Genomic DNA, 19544 nt, shown 5'->3' on the forward strand with positions numbered 1-19544 from the left:
TTGTGAAGCGGAAGAGGGCGGTTGCCGCCGTGTCGCCACAGTCCCCCAGTAACTCGAGCACTTCGACCGAAGACCAAGCCGGGAAGAACCCCGCCGCTGCGTTCGGTCCCAATGAGTGGCTCGTCGACGAGATCTATCAGCAGTACCTCCAGGACCCGAATTCGGTAGACCGAGCCTGGTGGGACTTCTTCGCCGACTACAAGCCAGGGGCTCCGGCCGCCTCGGCTCCGGCGGGTACTGCGGCCGCGGGGGCCGCAGGGACCACCCCCACGGCGGCTGCGTCCGCGCCTGCCGCGCCGGCAGCCCCTGCCGCGCCCGCGGCGCCCCAGGCTCCGGCCCAGGCCGCTCCGGCGGCTCCTGCGGCCCCGGCGCCCGCTCCGGCCGCCGCACCCGTGGCGCCCAGGCCCGCCGCCGCTGCCCCGGCCCCGGCTCCCGCGAAGGCCGCTCCGGCCGCCGCGAAGCCGAAGGCCGCGACCGCGCCCACGACCGAGGCCCCTGCCGGTCCCGAGTACGTGACGCTGCGCGGCCCCGCCGCCGCGGTCGCGAAGAACATGAACGCCTCGATCGAGGTGCCCACGGCCACGTCCGTGCGCGCGGTCCCGGTGAAGCTGCTCTTCGACAACCGCATCGTCATCAACAACCACCTGAAGCGCGCCCGGGGCGGGAAGATCTCCTTCACCCACCTCATCGGCTACGCGATGGTGCAGGCCATCAAGGCCATGCCGACCATGAACCACTCCTTCGCGGAGAAGGACGGCAAGCCGACCCTGGTCAAGCCGGAGCACGTCAACTTCGGTCTCGCCATCGACCTGGTGAAGCCGAACGGCGACCGCCAGCTCGTCGTCGCCGGCATCAAGAAGGCCGAGACGCTGAACTTCTTCGAGTTCTGGCAGGCCTACGAGGACATCGTCCGCCGCGCCCGCGACGGCAAGCTGACGATGGACGACTTCACCGGCGTCACGGTCTCCCTGACCAACCCCGGCGGCCTCGGCACCGTCCACTCGGTCCCCCGCCTGATGCCCGGCCAGTCGGTCATCATGGGCGTCGGCTCCATGGACTACCCGGCGGAGTTCCAGGGCACCTCCCAGGACACCCTGAACAAGCTCGGCATCTCGAAGGTCATGACGCTCACGTCGACCTACGACCACCGGGTGATCCAGGGCGCCGCCTCCGGCGAGTTCCTCCGCGTCGTCGCCAACCTCCTCCTCGGCGAGAACGGCTTCTTCGACGAGATCTTCGAGGCGCTGCGCATCCCCTACGAGCCGGTCCGCTGGCTCAAGGACATCGACGCCAGCCACGACGACGACGTCACCAAGGCCGCCCGCGTCTTCGAGCTGATCCACTCCTACCGGGTCCGCGGCCACGTCATGGCCGACACCGACCCGCTGGAGTACCGCCAGCGCAAGCACCCCGACCTCGACATCACCGAGCACGGCCTCACCCTGTGGGACCTGGAGCGCGAGTTCGCGGTCGGCGGCTTCTCCGGCAAGTCGATGATGAAGCTGCGCGACATCCTCGGCGTGCTGCGCGACTCGTACTGCCGCACCACCGGCATCGAGTTCATGCACATCCAGGACCCGAAGCAGCGCAAGTGGATCCAGGACCGCGTCGAGCGCCCGCACTCCAAGCCGGAGCGCGAGGAGCAGCTGCGCATCCTGCGCCGGCTGAACGCGGCCGAGGCCTTCGAGACCTTCCTGCAGACGAAGTACGTCGGCCAGAAGCGGTTCTCCCTGGAGGGCGGCGAGTCCGTCATCCCGCTCCTCGACGCCGTCATCGACAGCGCCGCGGAGTCCCGCCTGGACGAGGTCGTCATCGGCATGGCCCACCGCGGCCGTCTGAACGTCCTCGCCAACATCGTCGGCAAGTCGTACGCGCAGATCTTCCGCGAGTTCGAGGGCAACCTCGACCCGAAGTCGATGCACGGCTCCGGCGACGTGAAGTACCACCTGGGCGCCCAGGGCACCTTCACCGGCCTGGACGGCGAGCAGATCAAGGTCTCGCTGGCCGCGAACCCCTCCCACCTGGAGACGGTCGACCCGGTCATCGAGGGCATCGCCCGCGCCAAGCAGGACATCATCAACAAGGGCGGCACGGACTTCACGGTCCTGCCGGTCGCCCTGCACGGTGACGCGGCCTTCGCGGGCCAGGGTGTCGTCGCCGAGACGCTCAACATGTCGCAGCTGCGCGGCTACCGCACCGGCGGCACGGTGCACATCGTCATCAACAACCAGGTCGGCTTCACCGCCGCCCCGGAGTCGTCGCGCTCCTCCATGTACGCCACCGACGTGGCCCGCATGATCGAGGCGCCGATCTTCCACGTGAACGGTGACGACCCCGAGGCCGTCGTCCGCGTCGCCCGCCTGGCCTTCGAGTTCCGCCAGGCGTTCAACAAGGACGTCGTCATCGACCTCATCTGCTACCGCCGCCGCGGACACAACGAGTCCGACAACCCGGCGTTCACGCAGCCGCTGATGTACGACCTGATCGACAAGAAGCGCTCGGTGCGCAAGCTCTACACCGAGTCCCTCATCGGCCGCGGCGACATCACCCTCGAAGAGGCCGAGCAGGCGCTGCAGGACTTCCAGGGCCAGCTGGAGAAGGTCTTCACCGAGGTCCGCGAGGCCGTCTCGCAGGGGGCGGAGGTGCAGATCTCGGACCCGCAGGCGCAGTTCCCCGTCGCCGTGCAGACCGCGGTCTCCCAGGAGGTCGTCAAGCGGATCGCCGAGTCCCAGGTCAACATCCCCGACAACGTCACCGTCCACCCGCGTCTGCTGCCGCAGCTGCAGCGCCGGGCGGCGATGATCGAGGACGGCACGATCGACTGGGGCATGGGCGAGACCCTCGCCATCGGGTCCCTCCTCCTGGAGGGCACCCCGGTCCGGCTGTCCGGCCAGGACTCCCGCCGCGGCACCTTCGGCCAGCGTCACGCGGTCCTGATCGACCGGGTCACGGGCGAGGACTTCACCCCGCTCCAGTACCTCTCCGACGACCAGGCCCGCTACAACGTCTACGACTCGCTGCTCTCCGAGTACGCGGTCATGGGCTTCGAGTACGGCTACTCGCTGGCCCGCCCGGACGCCCTCGTGATGTGGGAGGCGCAGTTCGGCGACTTCGTCAACGGCGCGCAGACGGTCGTGGACGAGCTGATCTCCTCGGCGGAGCAGAAGTGGGGCCAGACGTCCGGCGTCACGCTCCTGCTTCCGCACGGCATGGAGGGCCAGGGCCCGGACCACTCGTCGGCCCGCATCGAGCGCTTCCTCCAGCTGTGCGCCCAGAACAACATGACGGTCGCCCAGCCGACGCTCCCGTCGAACTACTTCCACCTCCTGCGGTGGCAGGTGCACAACCCGCACCACAAGCCGCTGGTGGTCTTCACCCCGAAGTCGATGCTGCGCCTCAAGGCCGCCGCGTCGAAGGCGGAGGAGTTCACCACGGGCGCCTTCCGCCCCGTCATCGGCGACGACTCGGTCGACGCCGCGGCGGTCCGCAAGGTCGTCTTCTGCGCCGGCAAGCTGTACTACGACCTCGAGGCCGAGCGGCAGAAGCGCGGCGCCACGGACACGGCGATCATCCGCATCGAGCGCCTGTACCCCCTCGCGGGTGCGGAGCTCCAGGCGGAGATCGCCAAGTACCCGAACGCCGAGAAGTACCTGTGGGCCCAGGAGGAGCCGGCGAACCAGGGCGCGTGGCCCTTCATCGCCCTCAACCTGATCGACCACCTGGACCTGGCCGTCGGCGCCGACATCCCGGGCGCCGAGCGGCTGCGCCGCATCTCCCGCCCGGCCGGCTCGTCCCCGGCCGTGGGTTCGGCGAAGCGGCACCAGGCCGAGCAGGAGCAGCTGGTGCGCGAGGTGTTCGAGGCCTAGGCCTCGGGCGCACAGCCTCCCGTACGTCGTCGCGGGCCCGGTTCCCTCTCGAGGGGCCGGGCCCGCGGCATCTCCCACCGCATTTTCCCCACCCCTTCCACCCTTTACATCCCCTTCACCCCTTTCACCCCTTCATCGACGGGAGCACCGCCCATGTACTTCACCGACCGTGGCATCGAGGAACTGGAGAAGCGGCGCGGCGAGGAGGAGGTCACCTTCGAGTGGCTCGCCGAGCAGCTGCGCACGTTCGTCGACCTCAACCCGGACTTCGAGGTACCGGTCGAGCGCCTGGCGACGTGGCTGGCACGGCTTGACGACGAGGACGAGGACGACGAGGAGTAGATCCCGTCGCGCCCGCGGCCCCTCGCCACGCCCCGGGCCCCCTCCCTCACCGCATCTCGCCGCAACGGGTGTCTTGACTTTCCGTATCCGCGATATATCGTGAATGACGGAAGACGCGATATGGCGCGTCGATTCCATGCCCGAGCCCGTCCGGGACCGGTCGTCTGGAGGTCTGCACCATGTCCGAGTGGTCCGTCGCAGAGCCGAGGAAGCTCACCTTCGACGACCCCGTGACGGCGCTGCACGTGCGCGTCGTCAACGGAACAGTGAACGTCGTGGGCACCGACGAGGGTTCCGCGAGGCTTCAGGTCTCCCAACTGGAAGGCCCCCCGCTTCAGGTGACCCAGCGGGACGGCACGCTCACCGTGGCGTACGAGGACCTGCCCTGGAAGGGCTTCCTCAAGTGGCTCGACAGCAAGGGCTGGCGCCGCAGCGTGGTGGTCTCGCTGGCCGTCCCGACCGGCACGCGTGTCGAGGTCGGCGTGGTCGGCGCCGCCGCCGTGGTCTCCGGCGTGGAGGGCCGGGTGGAGGTCAAGGGTGTCACCGGCGACACGACGCTCGTACGCCTCTCCGGCCCCGTCCGGGTGGACACCGTCTCCGGCAGCCTGGAGGCCCAGGCCGTCACCGGCGACCTCCGCTTCAACTCCGTCTCCGGCGATCTGACCGTCGTCGAGGCCTCGGGCTCCTCCGTGCGCGCCGACTCGGTGAGCGGCTCGATGATCGTGGACCTCGACCCCACGGGCACCCCCACCGACGTGCGCCTGACGAACGTCTCGGGTGAGATCGCGATCCGCCTCCCGCACCCCGCCGACGCCGACGTGGAGGCCAACACCGCGAGCGGCACCGTCTCCAGCGCCTTCGAGGACCTCCGGGTCAGCGGCCAGTGGGGCGCCAAGAAGATCACCGGCCGGCTGGGCGCGGGCAACGGCAAGCTGAGGGCGGTGACCGCCTCCGGCTCCATCGCCCTGCTGCGCAGGCCACCGGTGGAGGACGAGCCGCGCGAGCCGGTCCCGTCCGCGCCCACGGGGGACAGCTCGCCCGACGCCTCCACGGACGGCCCGACCGACAAGAAGGTGCTCTGAGATGCCTCCCGTCTTCGCCCACGGCCGTCTGCGCCTCTACCTGCTGAAGCTGCTGGACGAGGCCCCGCGGCACGGATACGAGGTGATCCGCCTCCTGGAGGAGCGCTTCCAGGGGCTGTACGCGCCCTCGGCGGGCACCGTCTATCCGCGGCTCTCCAAGCTGGAGGCCGAGGGACTGGTCACCCACACCACCGAGGGCGGCCGCAAGGTGTACGCGATCACCGACGCGGGCCGCGCCGAACTGGCCGATCGCAGCGGCGAACTGGCCGATCTGGAGCTGGAGATCCGCGAGTCGGTCGCGGAGCTCGCCGCGGAGATCCGCGCCGACGTGCGGGGCGCCGCGGGCGATCTGCGCCGCGAGATGCGGGCGGCGGCCACGGAGGCCCGGCGCGGCAACGGACACGCCGGCGAGGCCACGGAGCACGAGGGTCCCGCGGGCGGCTTCGGGGACTTCGGCGACCACCGTGACAAGGAGTCGTGGCGTGCCGCGAAGGAGGAGATGCGGCGCGTCAAGCAGGAGTGGAAGGAGCAGGCCCGGCGCGCGAAGGACGAGAGCCGACGGGCCCGCGACGAGGCCCAGCGGGCCCGCCGCCAGGCCAAGGAGGCACAGGAGAGGGTCCGCGCCCAGGCCCAGGAAGAGATGCAGCGCATGGCCAAGCGGGTCCAGGAGCAGGTCCAGGACCACTTCGCGCGCGGGGACTGGCCGACGGGGGTCCGCGAGGGCCTCACCGAACTCGCCAAGGAGTTCGGCGACTTCGGCAAGACCTTCGGGGGCGACTTCGGCAAGTCCTTCGGAAAGGACACCGGCCCCGGCCGGGCGGCCACGCCGGAAACCGGGTCCGCCGAATCCGGCTCGGCGCGTACCCCGGAACCCGACCACTCGGACACCCCGGACGAGTTCCCGGCCGGCTACGAACCCTCCTGGGCCCACGAGAGCTCCACCGGTGAACCCGCCCGCGACCTCGACCGCCTCCTCGACCGGTTCCGCGACGACATCCGCGACGCGGCCCGGGACCACGGGGTGACGGAGGACCAACTGCGGGCGACCCGCCGTCACCTGTCCACGGCGGCGGCGCACATCGGGGCCGCGTTGCGCACACCGAAGAGCTGACCGCAGGTGGCCCCCGGGGATCTCCCTGAGGGGAACGGGGTCCCCGAGTTCCGGCCGGGCGACCCCGAAGGCCCCCCGCGGCGGCCTCATCCCGCCTTGGCCTCCCCGCCGCCGTAGAGCACGCGTGTCACCGTCTCGTACGTGACCCCGTGATCGGCGAGCACCTCCGCGAGCACACCGGGCCGGACGGTCAGGGCCAGCAGCAGATGCTCGTCGCCGATGTGCCGGTCCTGGCGGGCGAGCGCCAGCCGAAGGGACTGCGTCAGCGTCTCCTTGGCCCCCTGGGTGAACGGCCGGCGCCCGGACCGCCGGCCGGCTCCACCCCTCCTGCCCGCCTCCAACGCTCCGGCCCCGTGGGCCTCCTCCACCCGGGAGACGATCTCCGAGACGTCGATGCCGAGCCCGGACAGCGCCTCCGTCTCGGCTCGGGAGAGCCCGCCCCGCCGCCGCGTCTCGGCGAGCGCCCGTTCCACCGAGTCACGGCGTTCGGCCGCGCCGAGCGAAGCGAGCGCGAACGAGCCGCGGCTGCCCTCCCGGTCCAGCAGGGCAAGGAGCATGTGCTCCTCGTCCACCGCCTCGGCCCCCGCCCGCTCGGAGTACCCGACCGCGCCCTCGACCACGGCGCGGGCGTCCTTCGTGAAACGCTCGAACATCACTGCCTCCCGTACTTCTTGTGCACGGCCTGCCTGCTCACTCCGAGTTCCGCGGCGATCTCCTGCCACGACCAGCCCTGATGGCGCGCACTGCGCACCTGTACCGCCTCCAGCTGCTCCAGCAGCCTCCGCAGCGCGGAGACCGCCCGCAGCCCGATCCGCGGATCGCGGTCACCCGCACGCTCGGCGAGATCCGTTGCTTCGGTCATGGCGTCAACCTACATTGACAGATGCGTCACGTCAATCAAAGTTGACACTCGGATGCGGAACGGCGGGCCCGGAGTCTCCGGGCCCGCCGCGGCCACCACGTCACTGCGCCCCGGCCCACTCGGCCGGGGCGGGCCTCAGCCCACCGTGAGCACGATCTTCCCGAACTGATCGCCCGCCGCGATCCGCTCGAACCCCTCCCGGGCCCGGTCGAGCGGCAGCACCTCGTCGATGACGGGCCGCACCCCGGTTGCGGCGCAGAAGGACAGCAGGTCCTCCAGCTCGTCCTTGGTGCCCATGGTGGAGCCGACGACCTTGAGCTCCAGGAAGAAGATCCGGGTCAGCTCGGCGTGCGCGGGACGGTCCCCGCTCGTCGCTCCCGAGATCACCAGCGTGCCGCCGGGCCGCAGCGACTTGATGCTGTGCGACCACGTGGCCGCGCCCACCGTCTCGATGACCGCGTCCACACGCTGCGGCAGTCGCGCGCCGGACTCCAGCGCCTCGACCGCCCCGAGTTCGACGGCCCGCTTGCGCTTGGCCTCGTCACGGCTCGTCGCGAAGACCCGCAGTCCGGCGGCCTTGCCGAGCACGATCGCGGCGGTCGCGACACCACCGCCGGCCCCCTGCACGAGGACCGAGTCGCCCGGCCGCACCCCGGCGTTGGTGAAGAGCATGCGGTACGCCGTCAGCCACGCGGTCGGCAGGCAGGCGGCCTCCTCGAACGAGAGCTCCCTGGGCTTCGGGAGGACGTTCCACGCCGGGACCGTGACCTGCTCGGCGAAGGTTCCCTGGTAGCGCTCGGTGAGGATCGACCGGGGCTCCTCGGGGCCGACCCCGTGCCCCGTCTGCCCGATGACGGAGTGAAGGACGACCTCGTTGCCGTCCTCGTCGACGCCGGCCGCGTCGCATCCGAGGATCATCGGCAGTTTGTCCTCGGCCAGGCCCACTCCCCGGAGGGACCAGAGGTCGTGATGGTTCAGGGACGCGGCCCTGACGTTCACGGTCGTCCAGCCGGGCCTCTGCTCGGGGGCCGGGCGCTCCCCCAACTCCAGGCCGTCGAGCGGCTGATCACGGTCAATGCGAGCGGCGTAGGCAGCGAACATGACCTTGACGATAGGCTCCGCCCCCACGCCGCGGAACCACGTCCCGCTGTGACACGCGTCCCGCCGGTCCCGCGGCCCACCTCACACCCGTACCGGCTCGCCCGAAGAACCCCGCGTGAACCATCCGTACGGCCCAACGCCCGGGCAAAGGAAAGCGGCCCCGCCGGGGGACAACCCCGGCGAGGCCGCAGAATCCGCTCTCGAACCGCCCCGGAACATCTGAAGCCGCCCTCGAACCACGCTCACGCGGCTTGCGGACCGGTCTCGAGCGAAACGGTGCCGAACCGCTCACCTCACCGGCGCGCGACCCCTTCGGCCCGAGCGGCCGCGGCCACCGCCGCGGTCACCGCGGGCGCCACCCGCTCGTCGAACGGCGAGGGGATGATGTAGTCGGCGGAGAGGTCGTCCCCGACGACCGCGGCCAGCGCGTCGGCCGCCGCGATCTTCATTCCCTCCGTGATCCGGGACGCCCGGACCTGGAGCGCCCCGGCGAAGATCCCGGGGAACGCCAGCACGTTGTTGATCTGGTTCGGGAAGTCGGACCGCCCGGTGGCGACCACCGCCGCGTACTTGTGGGCGATCTCCGGATGCACCTCCGGGTTCGGGTTGGCCATGGCGAACACGAACGCGCCCTCGGCCATGGAAGCCACCGCCGGCTCCGGAACCGTGCCGCCGGAGACGCCGATGAAGACGTCCGCACCGGCGAGCGCCGCTTCCAGCGACCCGGAGAACCCCGCCTTGTTGCTGATCCCGGCGAGCTCCCGCTTGACGTCCGTGAGGTCGCCCCGGTCGGACGACACGACGCCCTTGCGGTCCGCGACGGCCACGTCGCCGATGCCCGCCTCCAGCAGGAACTTGGCGATGGCGATCCCGGCCGCGCCCGCGCCGGAGATCACCGCGCGCAGCTCGCCGAGCGAGCGCCCGGTCAGCTTCGCGGCGTTCCGCAGGGCCGCCAGGGTCACCACGGCCGTCCCGTGCTGGTCGTCGTGGAAGACGGGAATGTCCAGCCGCTCCTGGAGCTTCCGCTCGATCTCGAAGCACCGCGGCGCCGAGATGTCCTCCAGGTTGATGCCGCCGAAGGACGGGGCCAGCCGGGCCACGGTCTCGACGATCTCGTCGACGCCGGTGCAGTCCAGCGCGATCGGCACGGCGTCCACCCCGCCGAACTGCTTGAACAGGATCGCCTTGCCCTCCATCACGGGGAGCGAGGCCTCCGGACCGATGTCGCCGAGGCCGAGAACGGCCGTGCCGTCCGTGACCACCGCGACCACGTTGGACTTCCACGTGTAGTCGTGGACCAGTTCCGGCCGCTCGGCGATGGCGCTGCACACCTTCGCGACGCCGGGTGTGTACGCCAGGGACAGGTCGTCCTTGTTCCGCACGGGCACGGTGGCCTGCACGGCCATCTTCCCGCCACGGTGCAGCGCGAACGCCGGGTCGAAGGCCGGCGAGTCCACGGAGCCGTCGGAATTCACCGGCTCCACGTCGCCTTCGGGACCCGTACTGCTGTCGCTGCGAGGATTGACGATCTCCGCTGCCACTTTGTTTTACCCCTTAAGTCTTCATTGATTGAGGGTGACCACTCCTGATTGAGGGGTGGGCGGGCACCGCGTACGCCCTGCCGCCGTGGTTGCGTACGGGCGGATACGCGACGGGCGCGCCGCACACGCGCCCTGAGCCCCGGATGAGGGGTGTAAAGAACCTTCTTACCGGACGGACTGTGCCGAGGACGAGCCCATAACGCGAAGCTCACACGCCGGTGACATGACTCATACCCGAATATGTGGACAAGTCCAGGATTTGACGTCATGTCGTCGCAAGCGCGGAGTCGTGGCGGTCCGCATCCGGAGGTGCGCCGCAGATCTTCCGGCCGAAAGGGCGGATTCCCGCACAGGATCCGGCGCGGCTGGGGCACCCAGTGTTGGTCCGGGGGTCACCCGTTATCCGATTTTGACATAGCGAGTCCTCTGAAGGGCGCAATCCGAATGGCAAGATGCCGTCATCACACGAGGTCGCGACACCCGAAGGTGTGTGTTCTCGTCGACCCATCGGCAACTCCCTCATCCGCCGGAGGCACCCACCATGACCGCAAGCACCACCCGTCGTACGACGGCCGCGCAGTCCCGGATAGCAGCGGTCGGTGCGATCGCGGTCGCCGGGGCCCTGGTTCTCACCGGTTGCGGTGACCAGACGAACGGTGGCGGCAGCAGCTCCACCGAATCGGCCAAGTCCAACAGCGCTCCCCTCTTCTCCAAGCTGCCGAAGAAGATCCAGGACGCGGGCGTCATCAAGGTCGGCACGAACGCCGAGTACGCCCCCATGGAGTCGACCGAGGGCGGCAAGATCGTCGGCGTCGACCCGGACCTGGCCGACGCGCTGGCCAAGCAGCTCGGCGTGAAGTTCGAGTTCACCTCGGGCTCCTTCGACGGCCTGATCACCGCCGTCAACTCCGGCCGCTACGACGTCGGCATGTCGTCCATCACGGACAACAAGCAGCGCCAGCAGGGCCTGGACGACAAGGGCAAGAAGCTCGGCGAGGGCGTCGACTTCGTCGACTACTTCACGGCCGGTACGGCCATCTACGTGAAGAAGGGCAACCCCGAGGGCATCAAGGGCATCGAGGACCTCTGCGGCAAGACGGCAGCCGTGCAGCAGGGCACGACGTACGAGACGGCCCTGAAGGACCAGTCCAAGAAGTGCACGGACGCCGGCAAGAAGGCCATCAACATCGAGGCGTTCCAGAACGACACCGAGGCCCAGACCCGGGTGAAGTCCGGCGGCGCGGTGGCCGGCATCAACGACTACCCGGTGGCGGTCGACCTGGCCAACAAGGCCGACGGCGGCAAGGCCTTCGAGGTCATCAACAAGCAGTACGACGCCGGCCCGTTCGGCATCATCCTGAACAAGAAGAACACCCAGCTCCGTGACGCGCTGAAGGACGCCGTCGACGCGATCATCAAGGACGGTTCGTACCAGAAGGTCCTGGAGAAGTGGGGCGCCCAGTCCGGCGCGATCGAGCAGTCCGCGATCAACGGCGGCAAGTAGGCCGAGCGCACCACTGAAGGGCAGTCACGTGACTGACAAATTCGACAAGTCCCCCGCGGACGCCGCGCCCCCCGGCGACACGGTGGCCAGGAGCACGGCCGTCGGGCCGGACCCGGAGACCATCAAGGCGATCCCCGTCCGGCACTACGGCCGGTGGATCAGCGGCGTCATCGTCGTCGCGCTGCTGCTGGCGCTCGGCGTCGCGTTCTCGCAGGGCAACATCCAGTGGCACACGGTCGGCGACCAGCTGTTCGTGTCCAGCGTCGTCCAGGGCGCCGGCCGGACGCTTCTGATCAGCGTGCTCGCCATGATCGTGGGTGTGGTGCTGGGCATCGTCCTCGCGGTGATGCGCCTCTCGAAGAACCCGGTGACCAGCACGGTCGCCTGGCTGTACATCTGGTTCTTCCGCGGCACCCCGGTCTACGTCCAGCTGCTGCTCTGGTTCAACCTGGCGCTGATCTTCCCCGTTCTGAATCTCGGTCCGATCTACAAGAACGAGATGACGGACGTCATGACTCCGTTCATGTGCGCCCTGCTGGGTCTCGGTCTGAACGAGGCCGCGTACATGGCCGAGATCTGCCGCGCCGGCCTGCTGGCCGTCGACGAGGGTCAGACGGAGGCCGCGCAGGCCCTGGGCATGAGCCACACCAAGACGCTGTTCCGGATCGTGATCCCGCAGGCGATGCGCGTGATCGTGCCGCCGACCGGCAACGAGTTCATCAACATGCTGAAGACCTCGTCGCTGGTGTACGCGGTCACGTACAACGAGCTCCTGCGCTCCACCTCGGCGATCGGCTCCACGTCGTACGCCGTCATGGAGATGCTGTTCGTCGCCTCCATCTGGTACCTGGCCATGACCAGCGTGTTCAGCGTCTTCCAGTACTACCTGGAGCGCTACTACGCACGGGGTTCCAGCCGTAGCCTGCCGCCGACCGTCTTCCAGAAGATCAAGGCGAACATGCTCGGCCTCGGCCGTGAGAGGGGCACCGCATGACCGCGATGGTGAAGTCCGAGGGCGTCCACAAGTCCTTCGGTCCGGTGGAGGTCCTCAAGGGCATCGACCTGGAGGTGAACACCGGTGAGGTGTTCTGCCTGATCGGCCCGTCCGGCTCCGGCAAGTCGACCTTCCTGAGGTGCATCAACCACCTGGAGAAGATCAACGCCGGCCGGCTGTACGTCGACGGCGACCTGGTCGGCTACCGCCAGAAGGGCGACAAGCTCTATGAGCTCAAGGACAGCGAAGTCGCCCTGAAGCGCCGGGACATCGGCATGGTCTTCCAGCGCTTCAACCTGTTCCCGCACATGACGGCAGTCGAGAACGTCATGGAAGCGCCGATCCAGGTGAAGGGCACGAAGAAGTCGGACGCCCAGAACCGCGCGATGGAGCTGCTCGAACGCGTCGGTCTGTCCGACAAGGCGCGCAACTACCCCTCGCAGCTCTCCGGCGGCCAGCAGCAGCGCGTGGCCATCGCCCGCGCGCTGGCGATGGACCCGAAGCTGATGCTCTTCGACGAGCCGACCTCGGCCCTGGACCCGGAGCTGGTCGGTGACGTCCTCGACGTCATGCGCGACCTCGCCGAGTCCGGTATGACGATGATCGTCGTCACGCACGAGATGGGCTTCGCCCGCGAGGTCGGCGACAGCCTGGTCTTCATGGACGGCGGTGTCGTGGTCGAGTCCGGCAACCCGCGCGACGTCCTGACGGACCCGCAGCACGAGCGCACCAAGTCGTTCCTGTCGAAGGTGCTCTGAGGGTTCCGACAATCCGAGGGTTCCGACAAACGGATGCCGCCCGCCCGGGAAGGGCTGGGCGGCGTCCGTCGTTCCGGGTCACCACACGTCCCTGCCGCCTCGACCGAAGTACCCGAAGTACCCGGCGGACCCGGCGGACCCGGCGGATCACCTGACCGCGAGCACCAGCGCGTCCGAAGGCGAGCGCCACACCGCCCGCGCCTCCGCGAAGCCCTTCTCGCGCAGCACGCCCGCGTGCCAGTCGGCGGACGGGGTGTCGCCGTCGGCGTGCTCGCCGTAGATCTCGAAGCGGCGGGCGGTCGGCACGGCGAGGACCGGGTCCTGCGCGGCCAGTTCCCACCACGCGGACCAGTCGAGGACACCGCCCTCCTTGGCCCGGTCCATCCGGGCGTGCCGCTGCGCGCGATCGGCAGCGTTGATCAGGGGCGTGGACTCGTCGATCATGTGGTCGGCGTTCATGAAGACCCCGCCGGCGCGGACGATCCCCGCGATCCGGCCGTAGAGCGCCGCGAGGGGGTCCCTGTGCAGCCAGTGAAGGGCCGTGGCCGTCAGCACGGCGTCGTAGGACTCGTACGGCAGCCCGGCCGTCCAGTGCGGGTCCTTGAGGTCGGCCGTGACGAAGGAGACCCGGTCGTCGCCCGCGAAGGTGCCCTCGGCGATGGTGAGCAGCGCGGGGTCGAGGTCGACGCCGGTGCTGGTGGCGCGCGGGAGCCGGGCGAGGAGCCGGGCGGTGACGGTCCCGGTGCCGCAGGCCAGGTCGAGGACGCGGGGCGCGGGGCCGACCAGGGCTCGACCATGTCGAGCATCACCCGGAAGCGTTCCTCGCGGTCCGGCATGTACCACTCCTGCTGCCGGTCCCAGCTCTCCTGCCAGGCCTGCCAGTCGGTTCCGGTGCCCTGCGTCCCGGTGTGGCCGGTGCCGGTGCTGACGGTCATGTGAGCCCCTTCTTCGCGCGTCTTCACTCACCCGCGTAATACCCTGGAAGCGCAATCAGCCGTTACCCGACCGCACGCATGACGATAGAGCGCCTCCGTAAGGACTACAAGTGGAATTGGCCTATTACTCGGACTACGCGGTTCGTCTCGTCAACAGCGAGGAGCCGGCCCGGGGCAAGGACGCGCTCACCTCGGTCGAGGCCGTCCGCGATCTCTTCGTGGGCAACGCCTCGGCGGCGCGCCGCGCCACGGACGCCGACGTGACGCGCTTCCGTTCGGTCCGCGCACGGCTGCGCGCCGTGTTCGAGGCGGCGGACGGCGACGACGAGACCCTCGCGGTCGACCTGCTGAACTCGCTGCTCCTGGAATTCCCCGTCAGCCCGCAGATCTCCGGGCACGACTTCCGGGACGACGACGGCCGCCCGCTGTGGCACATGCACCTCGCGGACCACCCGTCGAACGTGACGGCGGGTTACGCGGCGATCGCCGCCATGGGGCTCGCCTTCCACCTCACCTCGTACGGCGTGGACCGGCTGGGCCTGTGCGAGGCCGCGCCGTGCCGCAACGCCTACCTGGACACGTCGACGAACCGCTCCCGGCGCTACTGCTCGGACCGCTGCGCGACCCGCGCCAACGTGGCCGCCTACCGGGCCCGGAAGCGCCTGGAGGCGGACCGGTCGGAGAGTACGGGCCTGGCCGCCGACAACGCCCAGCGCACCAGCGCGAGCGGCGAACGCTGACCGTCCTTGGGGGGCCGGTACCGGAAGCGCACCTTCCCCAGGACGAGCTCCTCGGGCACGGCGCCGTAGTCGGTGCTGTCCCCGCCGGCGAAGGCGTTGTCACCCAGTACCCACCAGCCGCCCTCGCGCCGCTGTGCCACCCGCTTCACCACCAGCAGGTCCTGCTGGAACGGATGACGCAGAACGACCACGTCACCGGGACCCACCCGGGCCCCGTACTGCACGACGAGCCGATCCCCGTGCTGGAGCGTGGGCACCATCGAGGGCCCCCGCACCTCGGCTCCCCCGAACGGCAGCACGGCCCTTCCACGTTCGCTCTCCTGCGACAGCTCCGGCATCACCGGCACCTCCCCGGTCCATCCTCCACCAGTCCCAGTCTCACCCCGGACTTTTGTCCTAAGCCCATGGGGGCACTCGCGAAAAGACGTCCCCCACGGAGTAATGTCCCACCTGAGAAGACGATCACGAGGAAGGACAGCTCCATGCTCTCCCGCCTGTTTGCCCCCAAGGTGAAGGTCAGCGCGCACTGTGACCTGCCCTGCGGCGTGTACGACCCTGCCCAGGCCCGCATCGAGGCGGAGTCGGTGAAGGCCGTCCAGGAAAAGATGGCCGGTAACGACGACCCGCACTTCCAGGCCCGCGCCACCGTCATCAAGGAGCAGCGCGCCGAGCTCGCCAAGCACCACGTGTCGGTGCTCTGGAGCGACTACTTCAAGCCCCCGCACTTCGAGAAGTACCCCGAGCTGCACCAGCTGGTCAACGACACCCTGAAGGCCCTCTCGGCCGCCAAGGCGTCCACCGACCCGGCGACGGGCCAGAAGGCGCTGGACTACATCGCCCAGATCGACAAGATCTTCTGGGAGACCAAGAAGGCCTGATTCGGGCCGCGTTCGCCCTGACCGGCGAGCGGTGCACCCTCGCAGGTCGACGGGCGTTCCGAAGGGGCCCGGCCGGATGTTCCGGCCGGGCCCCTTCGGGTGTGCGCGCCAGGTCGTGCCGTGTCCGGACCACCGGCGACGCCCGGCGGACATCGCCGGACACGGCCCGGACGGCCCGGTGACGTCGCCCTACGGACGGATGCCGTCGCAGGCGATCGACAGGTGACGGGGGCCGCGCAGGACCGCGTTCTGCCGGTAGGGGGGCGGGTCCTCCACCAGACGGGGGTTCTCCAGCCTGCGGGCCAGTTCACCGAGCGCGAGCTGTGCCTCCAGCCGGGCCAGCGGAGCGCCGAAGCAGCTGTGGATGCCGCTGCCGAAGCCCAGGTGCTGGATGTCCCCGCGGTCCGGGTCGAACCGGTCCGGGTTCTCGAAGCGCTCGGGGTCACGGTTGCCCGCCGCCAGCACCAGCCACAGTGACGAGCCCTTGGGGATGGTCACGCCGCGCACCTCGATGTCGGCGAGGGTGCTGCGCTGCGGCAACAGCTGCACCGGCGGTTCGAAGCGGAGCAGCTCCTCGACGACGGGGACGGCCAGCTTCGGGTCCGCGCGCAGCCGTTGCAGGATGCCGGGGTTGCGCAGCAGGGTCAGCATCCCGTTGGTGATGAGGTTCACCGTGGTCTCGTGACCGGCGATCAGCAGCAGCGCCGCGGTGCTCATGACCTCCATCGTCGTCATGGCGCCGTCCGGCCCGTGCGCGGTGGCCAGTTGCGACAGCATGTCCTCGCCCGGCTTCTTGCGGCGTTCCTCGATCAGCCCGGCCAGATACATGCCCAGCTCGGTGCGGGCGTTGTTCGAGACCTTGGCGCGCTCACCGGCGTCGGCGCCCGGGACGGGGTCCAGGCTGGCGGCGAGGGTGTCCGCCCAGGTGTGGAAGCGGGGCTCGTCCTCGCGCGGCACGCCGAGGAGCCGGCAGATCACGGTCACCGGGAAGGGGTACGAGAACTGGTCGACCAGGTCGATCCGCTCCGGGTCGCCGATGCCGTCGATGAGCCCGGAGACGATGTCGGCCAGTTCGCCGTGCATCTCGTGGACGCGCCGCGGCGAGTGCGGGGGTCCGAAGGGACGGTTCGTCATGCGCCGCAGCCGGTCGTGCTCCGGCGGGTCGAGCCGCAGGAACGCCGGCGGCAGCGCCGACTCCTCCTCCGCGTCGCCCAGCGGATCGCCGGCCGTCGCCTTCAGGTTGCGCGCGTCGGAGCTGACCCGCGGATCGTGCAACAGGCCCTGGATGTCGTAGTACTTGCTGACGACGTAGGGCCCGTCCGCGTCGTGGTACACCGGGGTCTCGCGGAGTTCCTGGTACAGCGGATACGGGTTCGCGCGGTGCGAGTAGTCGATGATCTGCCGCAGGATGGCTTGCGTCATGATGCGTCCTCGTGAGCGTCGGATCAGTGCCCGGCGGGGGTGAACGTCATCCGCCGGTCGGCCGGCGAATAGCCGGTGAGGGTGACGGTCGGTCCGCTCGTGGGCACTGACGGGTCGGGGAAGTCCGCGTCCACAGGGCGCTGCCCCTCGGGGCGGCGGTCCACGGTCGGGAAGGACGGCGGGAAGGGCGCTGTGGTCTCGATCAGCTGCTGGTAGAACTGCAGCCACTTCGTCTGGTCGAAGGTGACGGCGCCGATGACGCGCCCCTGGTACCCGTACACGCCGGTGAATCTGCGCTCGCCCAGGGCGCCCTGGGCGATGAGGATCTCCGTCCCCATCGACGGCACCCCCACGGACTTGATGTTCACGCCGAACTGCGAGGACCAGAAGGCGGGCACCCAGATGTGGGGGCGGCGGTCCACGCTGTCGCTCATCATGTTGTGCGCCGCGGTCTCGGCCTGCGCGACGGCGTTGCCCCAGTGCTCCAGGGACAGGAACTGGTAGCCGAACAGCGGATGCGGGGAACGCGCCACGTCGCCGGCCACGTAGACGTCGTCGGTGACGATGCCGCGGATGTCGAAGGCCCGGCAGCCGGCGTCACAGGCGATGCCCCGGGGACCCGCGCCCAGTCCGGATCCCGCGAGCCACTCGGTGTTGCGCAGGGCGCCGAGGCACACGACCACCACATCGGCCTCGACGGTGTTCCCGTCGGAGAGATGGGCGGCGCGGACCCGGTTCGCGGCGTCGCCCTCCAGGCTGGTCACCATGACGCCGCAGCGCAGGTCGACCCCGTGCTCGCGCTGGATCTCGGCCGCGATCCGGCCGACGACCCCGCCGAGCGCGCCGACCAGGGGCGCGGCGGCCCGTTCGGCCACGGTGACCGCGATCCCGCGTTCCCGGCAGGCGGAGGCGATCTCCGAGCCGGTGAACCCGGCGCCGATGACGAGCACACGGCGGGGGTTCTGCGCGAGCGCGCGCTCCAGCCCGGTCGCGTCGTCGCGGGTGCGCAGGACGAAGACACCGTCGAGTTCCGCCTCGCTCTCCCTCGGCCAGGGCCTGGCCCGGACGCCGGTGGCGATCAGCAGCCGGTCGTAGCCCACCTCGTCGCCGTCGGCCAGCCGCACCCGCCGGGCCGCCATGTCGAGGCCGGTGGCCGGAACCCCGAGACGCCACTGCGCGTCGATCGCGCGGCGCCGGGGCAGGGAGGTCCGGTCCGGCGTCGCCCGGCCCAGCAGGACCTGCTTGGACAGCGGGGGCCGGTCGTAGGGCTCGTGGGGTTCGTCGCCGACCATCGTCAGGGAGCCGGCGAAGCCCTTCTCGCGCAGGGTCTCCGCGGCCCGCAGTCCCGCGAGCGAGGCGCCCACGACGACGACACGTCCTTCGCGCTTGAGCCGGTCGAGGATTCCGTCACTGCTCACCGGTGACCTCCCGGTCTGTTCCGGGGTTCGCGGCGGCGTGATCCGCGTCCACGAGGATGGCCTGGACGGGGCAGGCCGCGACGGCACGCGCCACGTCGTCGCGCCGCTTCTCGTCGGCCTCCGGGTTGTAGAGCAGGGCCTCGTCGCCGTGCATGGCGAACACGTCGGGAGCGAGGAACGCGCACTGCGCGTACCCCTGGCAGCGGTTGAGATCGACGACAAGTCTCACCGAGGAACAGCCTTTCCGTGGCCCCGTCCGCCCCCTCGCCCTTCAGCATGCGTGAGCGGGCGCGGACCCGCTCGCCGGAGCGTCCGATGGGACGACGGGGTCACCGCGGGCTCCGGGACCGGCGCGGTTCGCGCAGCCCGACGCGCAGGATGTGGAGGCTGACGATCAGCGCCCAGGCCGGGAAGACCAGTTCGGCCCAGGGCAGGGAGGACCCCGTGGCGAGCAGCACCACGCCCACGAGAAATCCGAGGAGGGCGAGGGGTCTCGGCAGGACACCGAGGCGGTGTCCGATGGTGGAGGTCGTGAAGACGAACACGGCCGCCATCCGCAGCGCGTACGTCGTCATCATCGTGTAGGCGAAGTAGCGCCCGAAGTCGGAGGACCGGACCTCGTCCAGGACGGTGCCCGCCGCGGCACCAGCCCCGAACATCGTGGCGACGAACACCAATCCGCTGCCCATGAAGACGGTGGCGACGAACCTGTCCTCGGCGTCGCCGACCTGCGCGCGCACGGCGCCCATGAACCACAGGAAGAAGATGCCCGCGAAGGGAAGGATCTCCAGGGCCGTCTGTACCGCCCACCGTTTGTCCGGGTCGATCTTCGCGCCGGGCGGGTTCCCGGCGGGCACGGCGATCCGCACCAGCACGATCGCCACCGCGAGCAGCACCGCGAACACCGCCCCGGCCATGCCGGCCGCCCGCGGTGTGCGCAGCCGCTCGTCGTTCGGCTCCATCGTCGCCCGCCGTCCTTCCCGGTTCCCC

18 protein-coding genes and 1 pseudogene are annotated in these 19544 nt (G+C 70.2%); 9 read left to right on the forward strand and 10 right to left on the reverse strand.

What is annotated here, in order from left to right:
* The first annotated feature begins 29 nt into the window (after positions 1-29).
* The 4 genes from ACFVTC_RS39590 to ACFVTC_RS39605 all read left to right on the forward strand — a co-directional run bounded on the left by ACFVTC_RS39590 (position 30) and on the right by ACFVTC_RS39605 (position 6401).
* Positions 30-3866: a multifunctional oxoglutarate decarboxylase/oxoglutarate dehydrogenase thiamine pyrophosphate-binding subunit/dihydrolipoyllysine-residue succinyltransferase subunit gene (locus tag ACFVTC_RS39590; RefSeq protein ID WP_390134186.1), complete on the forward strand. Its 3837-nt coding sequence runs from the start codon at positions 30-32 to the stop codon at positions 3864-3866.
* 153 nt (positions 3867-4019) lie between these two features.
* Complete coding sequence (locus tag ACFVTC_RS39595) at positions 4020-4208, forward strand: DUF6104 family protein (protein ID WP_356270338.1); 189 nt, start codon at positions 4020-4022, stop codon at positions 4206-4208.
* Positions 4209-4387: 179 nt separating this feature from the next.
* Positions 4388-5290 (forward strand): DUF4097 domain-containing protein, encoded by a 903-nt coding sequence (locus ACFVTC_RS39600; protein ID WP_390134188.1) that lies wholly within the window; start codon positions 4388-4390, stop codon positions 5288-5290.
* Position 5291: 1 nt separating this feature from the next.
* A complete protein-coding gene (locus tag ACFVTC_RS39605) occupies positions 5292-6401 on the forward strand; it encodes a helix-turn-helix transcriptional regulator (RefSeq protein ID WP_390134190.1) in 1110 nt (369 codons plus the stop codon).
* Positions 6402-6487: 86 nt separating this feature from the next.
* Here the strand turns inward: ACFVTC_RS39605 and ACFVTC_RS39610 are convergent, their stop codons facing one another.
* From ACFVTC_RS39610 to ACFVTC_RS39625, 4 genes are all read right to left on the reverse strand, one after another.
* Positions 6488-7054 carry a Clp protease N-terminal domain-containing protein gene (locus tag ACFVTC_RS39610; RefSeq protein WP_390134192.1) on the reverse strand — a complete coding sequence of 189 codons (567 nt, stop codon included), beginning with the start codon at positions 7052-7054 and terminating at the stop codon, positions 6488-6490.
* On the reverse strand, positions 7054-7263 hold the full coding sequence (locus ACFVTC_RS39615) for a helix-turn-helix domain-containing protein (RefSeq protein WP_148010429.1): 210 nt from the start codon (positions 7261-7263) through the stop codon (positions 7054-7056). The genes ACFVTC_RS39610 and ACFVTC_RS39615 overlap by 1 nt, the downstream gene beginning before the upstream one ends.
* Positions 7264-7398: 135 nt before the next feature.
* Entirely contained in the window at positions 7399-8364 is a 966-nt protein-coding gene (locus tag ACFVTC_RS39620; RefSeq protein WP_390134194.1) for a zinc-binding dehydrogenase, read from the reverse strand.
* Between the two features lie 293 nt (positions 8365-8657).
* Positions 8658-9905 carry an NADP-dependent malic enzyme gene (locus ACFVTC_RS39625; RefSeq protein WP_390134196.1) on the reverse strand — a complete coding sequence of 416 codons (1248 nt, stop codon included), beginning with the start codon at positions 9903-9905 and terminating at the stop codon, positions 8658-8660.
* 541 nt (positions 9906-10446) lie between these two features.
* Here ACFVTC_RS39625 and ACFVTC_RS39630 point away from each other — a divergent pair.
* The 3 genes from ACFVTC_RS39630 to ACFVTC_RS39640 are packed head-to-tail and all read left to right on the forward strand — an operon-like array spanning position 10447 to position 13161.
* Entirely contained in the window at positions 10447-11409 is a 963-nt protein-coding gene (locus tag ACFVTC_RS39630; RefSeq protein WP_390134198.1) for an ABC transporter substrate-binding protein, read from the forward strand.
* A 28-nt stretch (positions 11410-11437) separates the two neighbouring features.
* Entirely contained in the window at positions 11438-12403 is a 966-nt protein-coding gene (locus ACFVTC_RS39635) for an amino acid ABC transporter permease (protein WP_390134200.1), read from the forward strand.
* Positions 12400-13161 (forward strand): amino acid ABC transporter ATP-binding protein, encoded by a 762-nt coding sequence (locus ACFVTC_RS39640; protein ID WP_390134202.1) that lies wholly within the window; start codon positions 12400-12402, stop codon positions 13159-13161. The genes ACFVTC_RS39635 and ACFVTC_RS39640 overlap by 4 nt, the downstream gene beginning before the upstream one ends.
* Before the next feature lie 147 nt (positions 13162-13308).
* Here the strand turns inward: ACFVTC_RS39640 and ACFVTC_RS39645 are convergent.
* A pseudogene (locus tag ACFVTC_RS39645) lies at positions 13309-14096 on the reverse strand (class I SAM-dependent methyltransferase).
* A 110-nt stretch (positions 14097-14206) separates the two neighbouring features.
* On the opposite strand from ACFVTC_RS39645, the gene ACFVTC_RS39650 reads away from it, so the two are divergent.
* The gene (locus ACFVTC_RS39650) at positions 14207-14836 is read left to right on the forward strand and encodes a CGNR zinc finger domain-containing protein (RefSeq protein ID WP_390134204.1); all 630 of its coding nucleotides are present in this window, start codon (positions 14207-14209) and stop codon (positions 14834-14836) included.
* Here the strand turns inward: ACFVTC_RS39650 and sodX are convergent.
* Positions 14740-15174, reverse strand: a complete 435-nt coding sequence (sodX, locus tag ACFVTC_RS39655; protein ID WP_390134207.1) for a nickel-type superoxide dismutase maturation protease — start codon at positions 15172-15174, stop codon at positions 14740-14742. The two genes, ACFVTC_RS39650 and sodX, sit on opposite strands and share 97 nt — an antisense overlap.
* Positions 15175-15318: 144 nt before the next feature.
* On the opposite strand from sodX, the gene sodN reads away from it, so the two are divergent.
* Positions 15319-15714 carry a superoxide dismutase, Ni gene (sodN, locus tag ACFVTC_RS39660; RefSeq protein WP_004983535.1) on the forward strand — a complete coding sequence of 132 codons (396 nt, stop codon included), beginning with the start codon at positions 15319-15321 and terminating at the stop codon, positions 15712-15714.
* Positions 15715-15903: 189 nt separating this feature from the next.
* Here the strand turns inward: sodN and ACFVTC_RS39665 are convergent, their stop codons facing one another.
* The 4 genes from ACFVTC_RS39665 to ACFVTC_RS39680 all read right to left on the reverse strand — a co-directional run bounded on the left by ACFVTC_RS39665 (position 15904) and on the right by ACFVTC_RS39680 (position 19516).
* The gene (locus ACFVTC_RS39665) at positions 15904-17136 is read right to left on the reverse strand and encodes a cytochrome P450 (RefSeq protein WP_390134209.1); all 1233 of its coding nucleotides are present in this window, start codon (positions 17134-17136) and stop codon (positions 15904-15906) included.
* Positions 17137-17159: 23 nt separating this feature from the next.
* Entirely contained in the window at positions 17160-18554 is a 1395-nt protein-coding gene (locus tag ACFVTC_RS39670) for an NAD(P)/FAD-dependent oxidoreductase (RefSeq protein ID WP_390134211.1), read from the reverse strand.
* Positions 18544-18783 carry a ferredoxin gene (locus tag ACFVTC_RS39675; RefSeq protein ID WP_390134213.1) on the reverse strand — a complete coding sequence of 80 codons (240 nt, stop codon included), beginning with the start codon at positions 18781-18783 and terminating at the stop codon, positions 18544-18546. The genes ACFVTC_RS39670 and ACFVTC_RS39675 overlap by 11 nt, the downstream gene beginning before the upstream one ends.
* Positions 18784-18883: 100 nt before the next feature.
* Complete coding sequence (locus tag ACFVTC_RS39680; protein WP_390134215.1) at positions 18884-19516, reverse strand: hypothetical protein; 633 nt, start codon at positions 19514-19516, stop codon at positions 18884-18886.
* Between the last annotated feature and the right edge of the window lie 28 nt (positions 19517-19544).

Origin of the sequence: Streptomyces sp. NPDC057950 (assembly GCF_042887295.1) — a bacterium.
GTDB classification, from domain to species: domain Bacteria; phylum Actinomycetota; class Actinomycetes; order Streptomycetales; family Streptomycetaceae; genus Streptomyces; species Streptomyces kaempferi.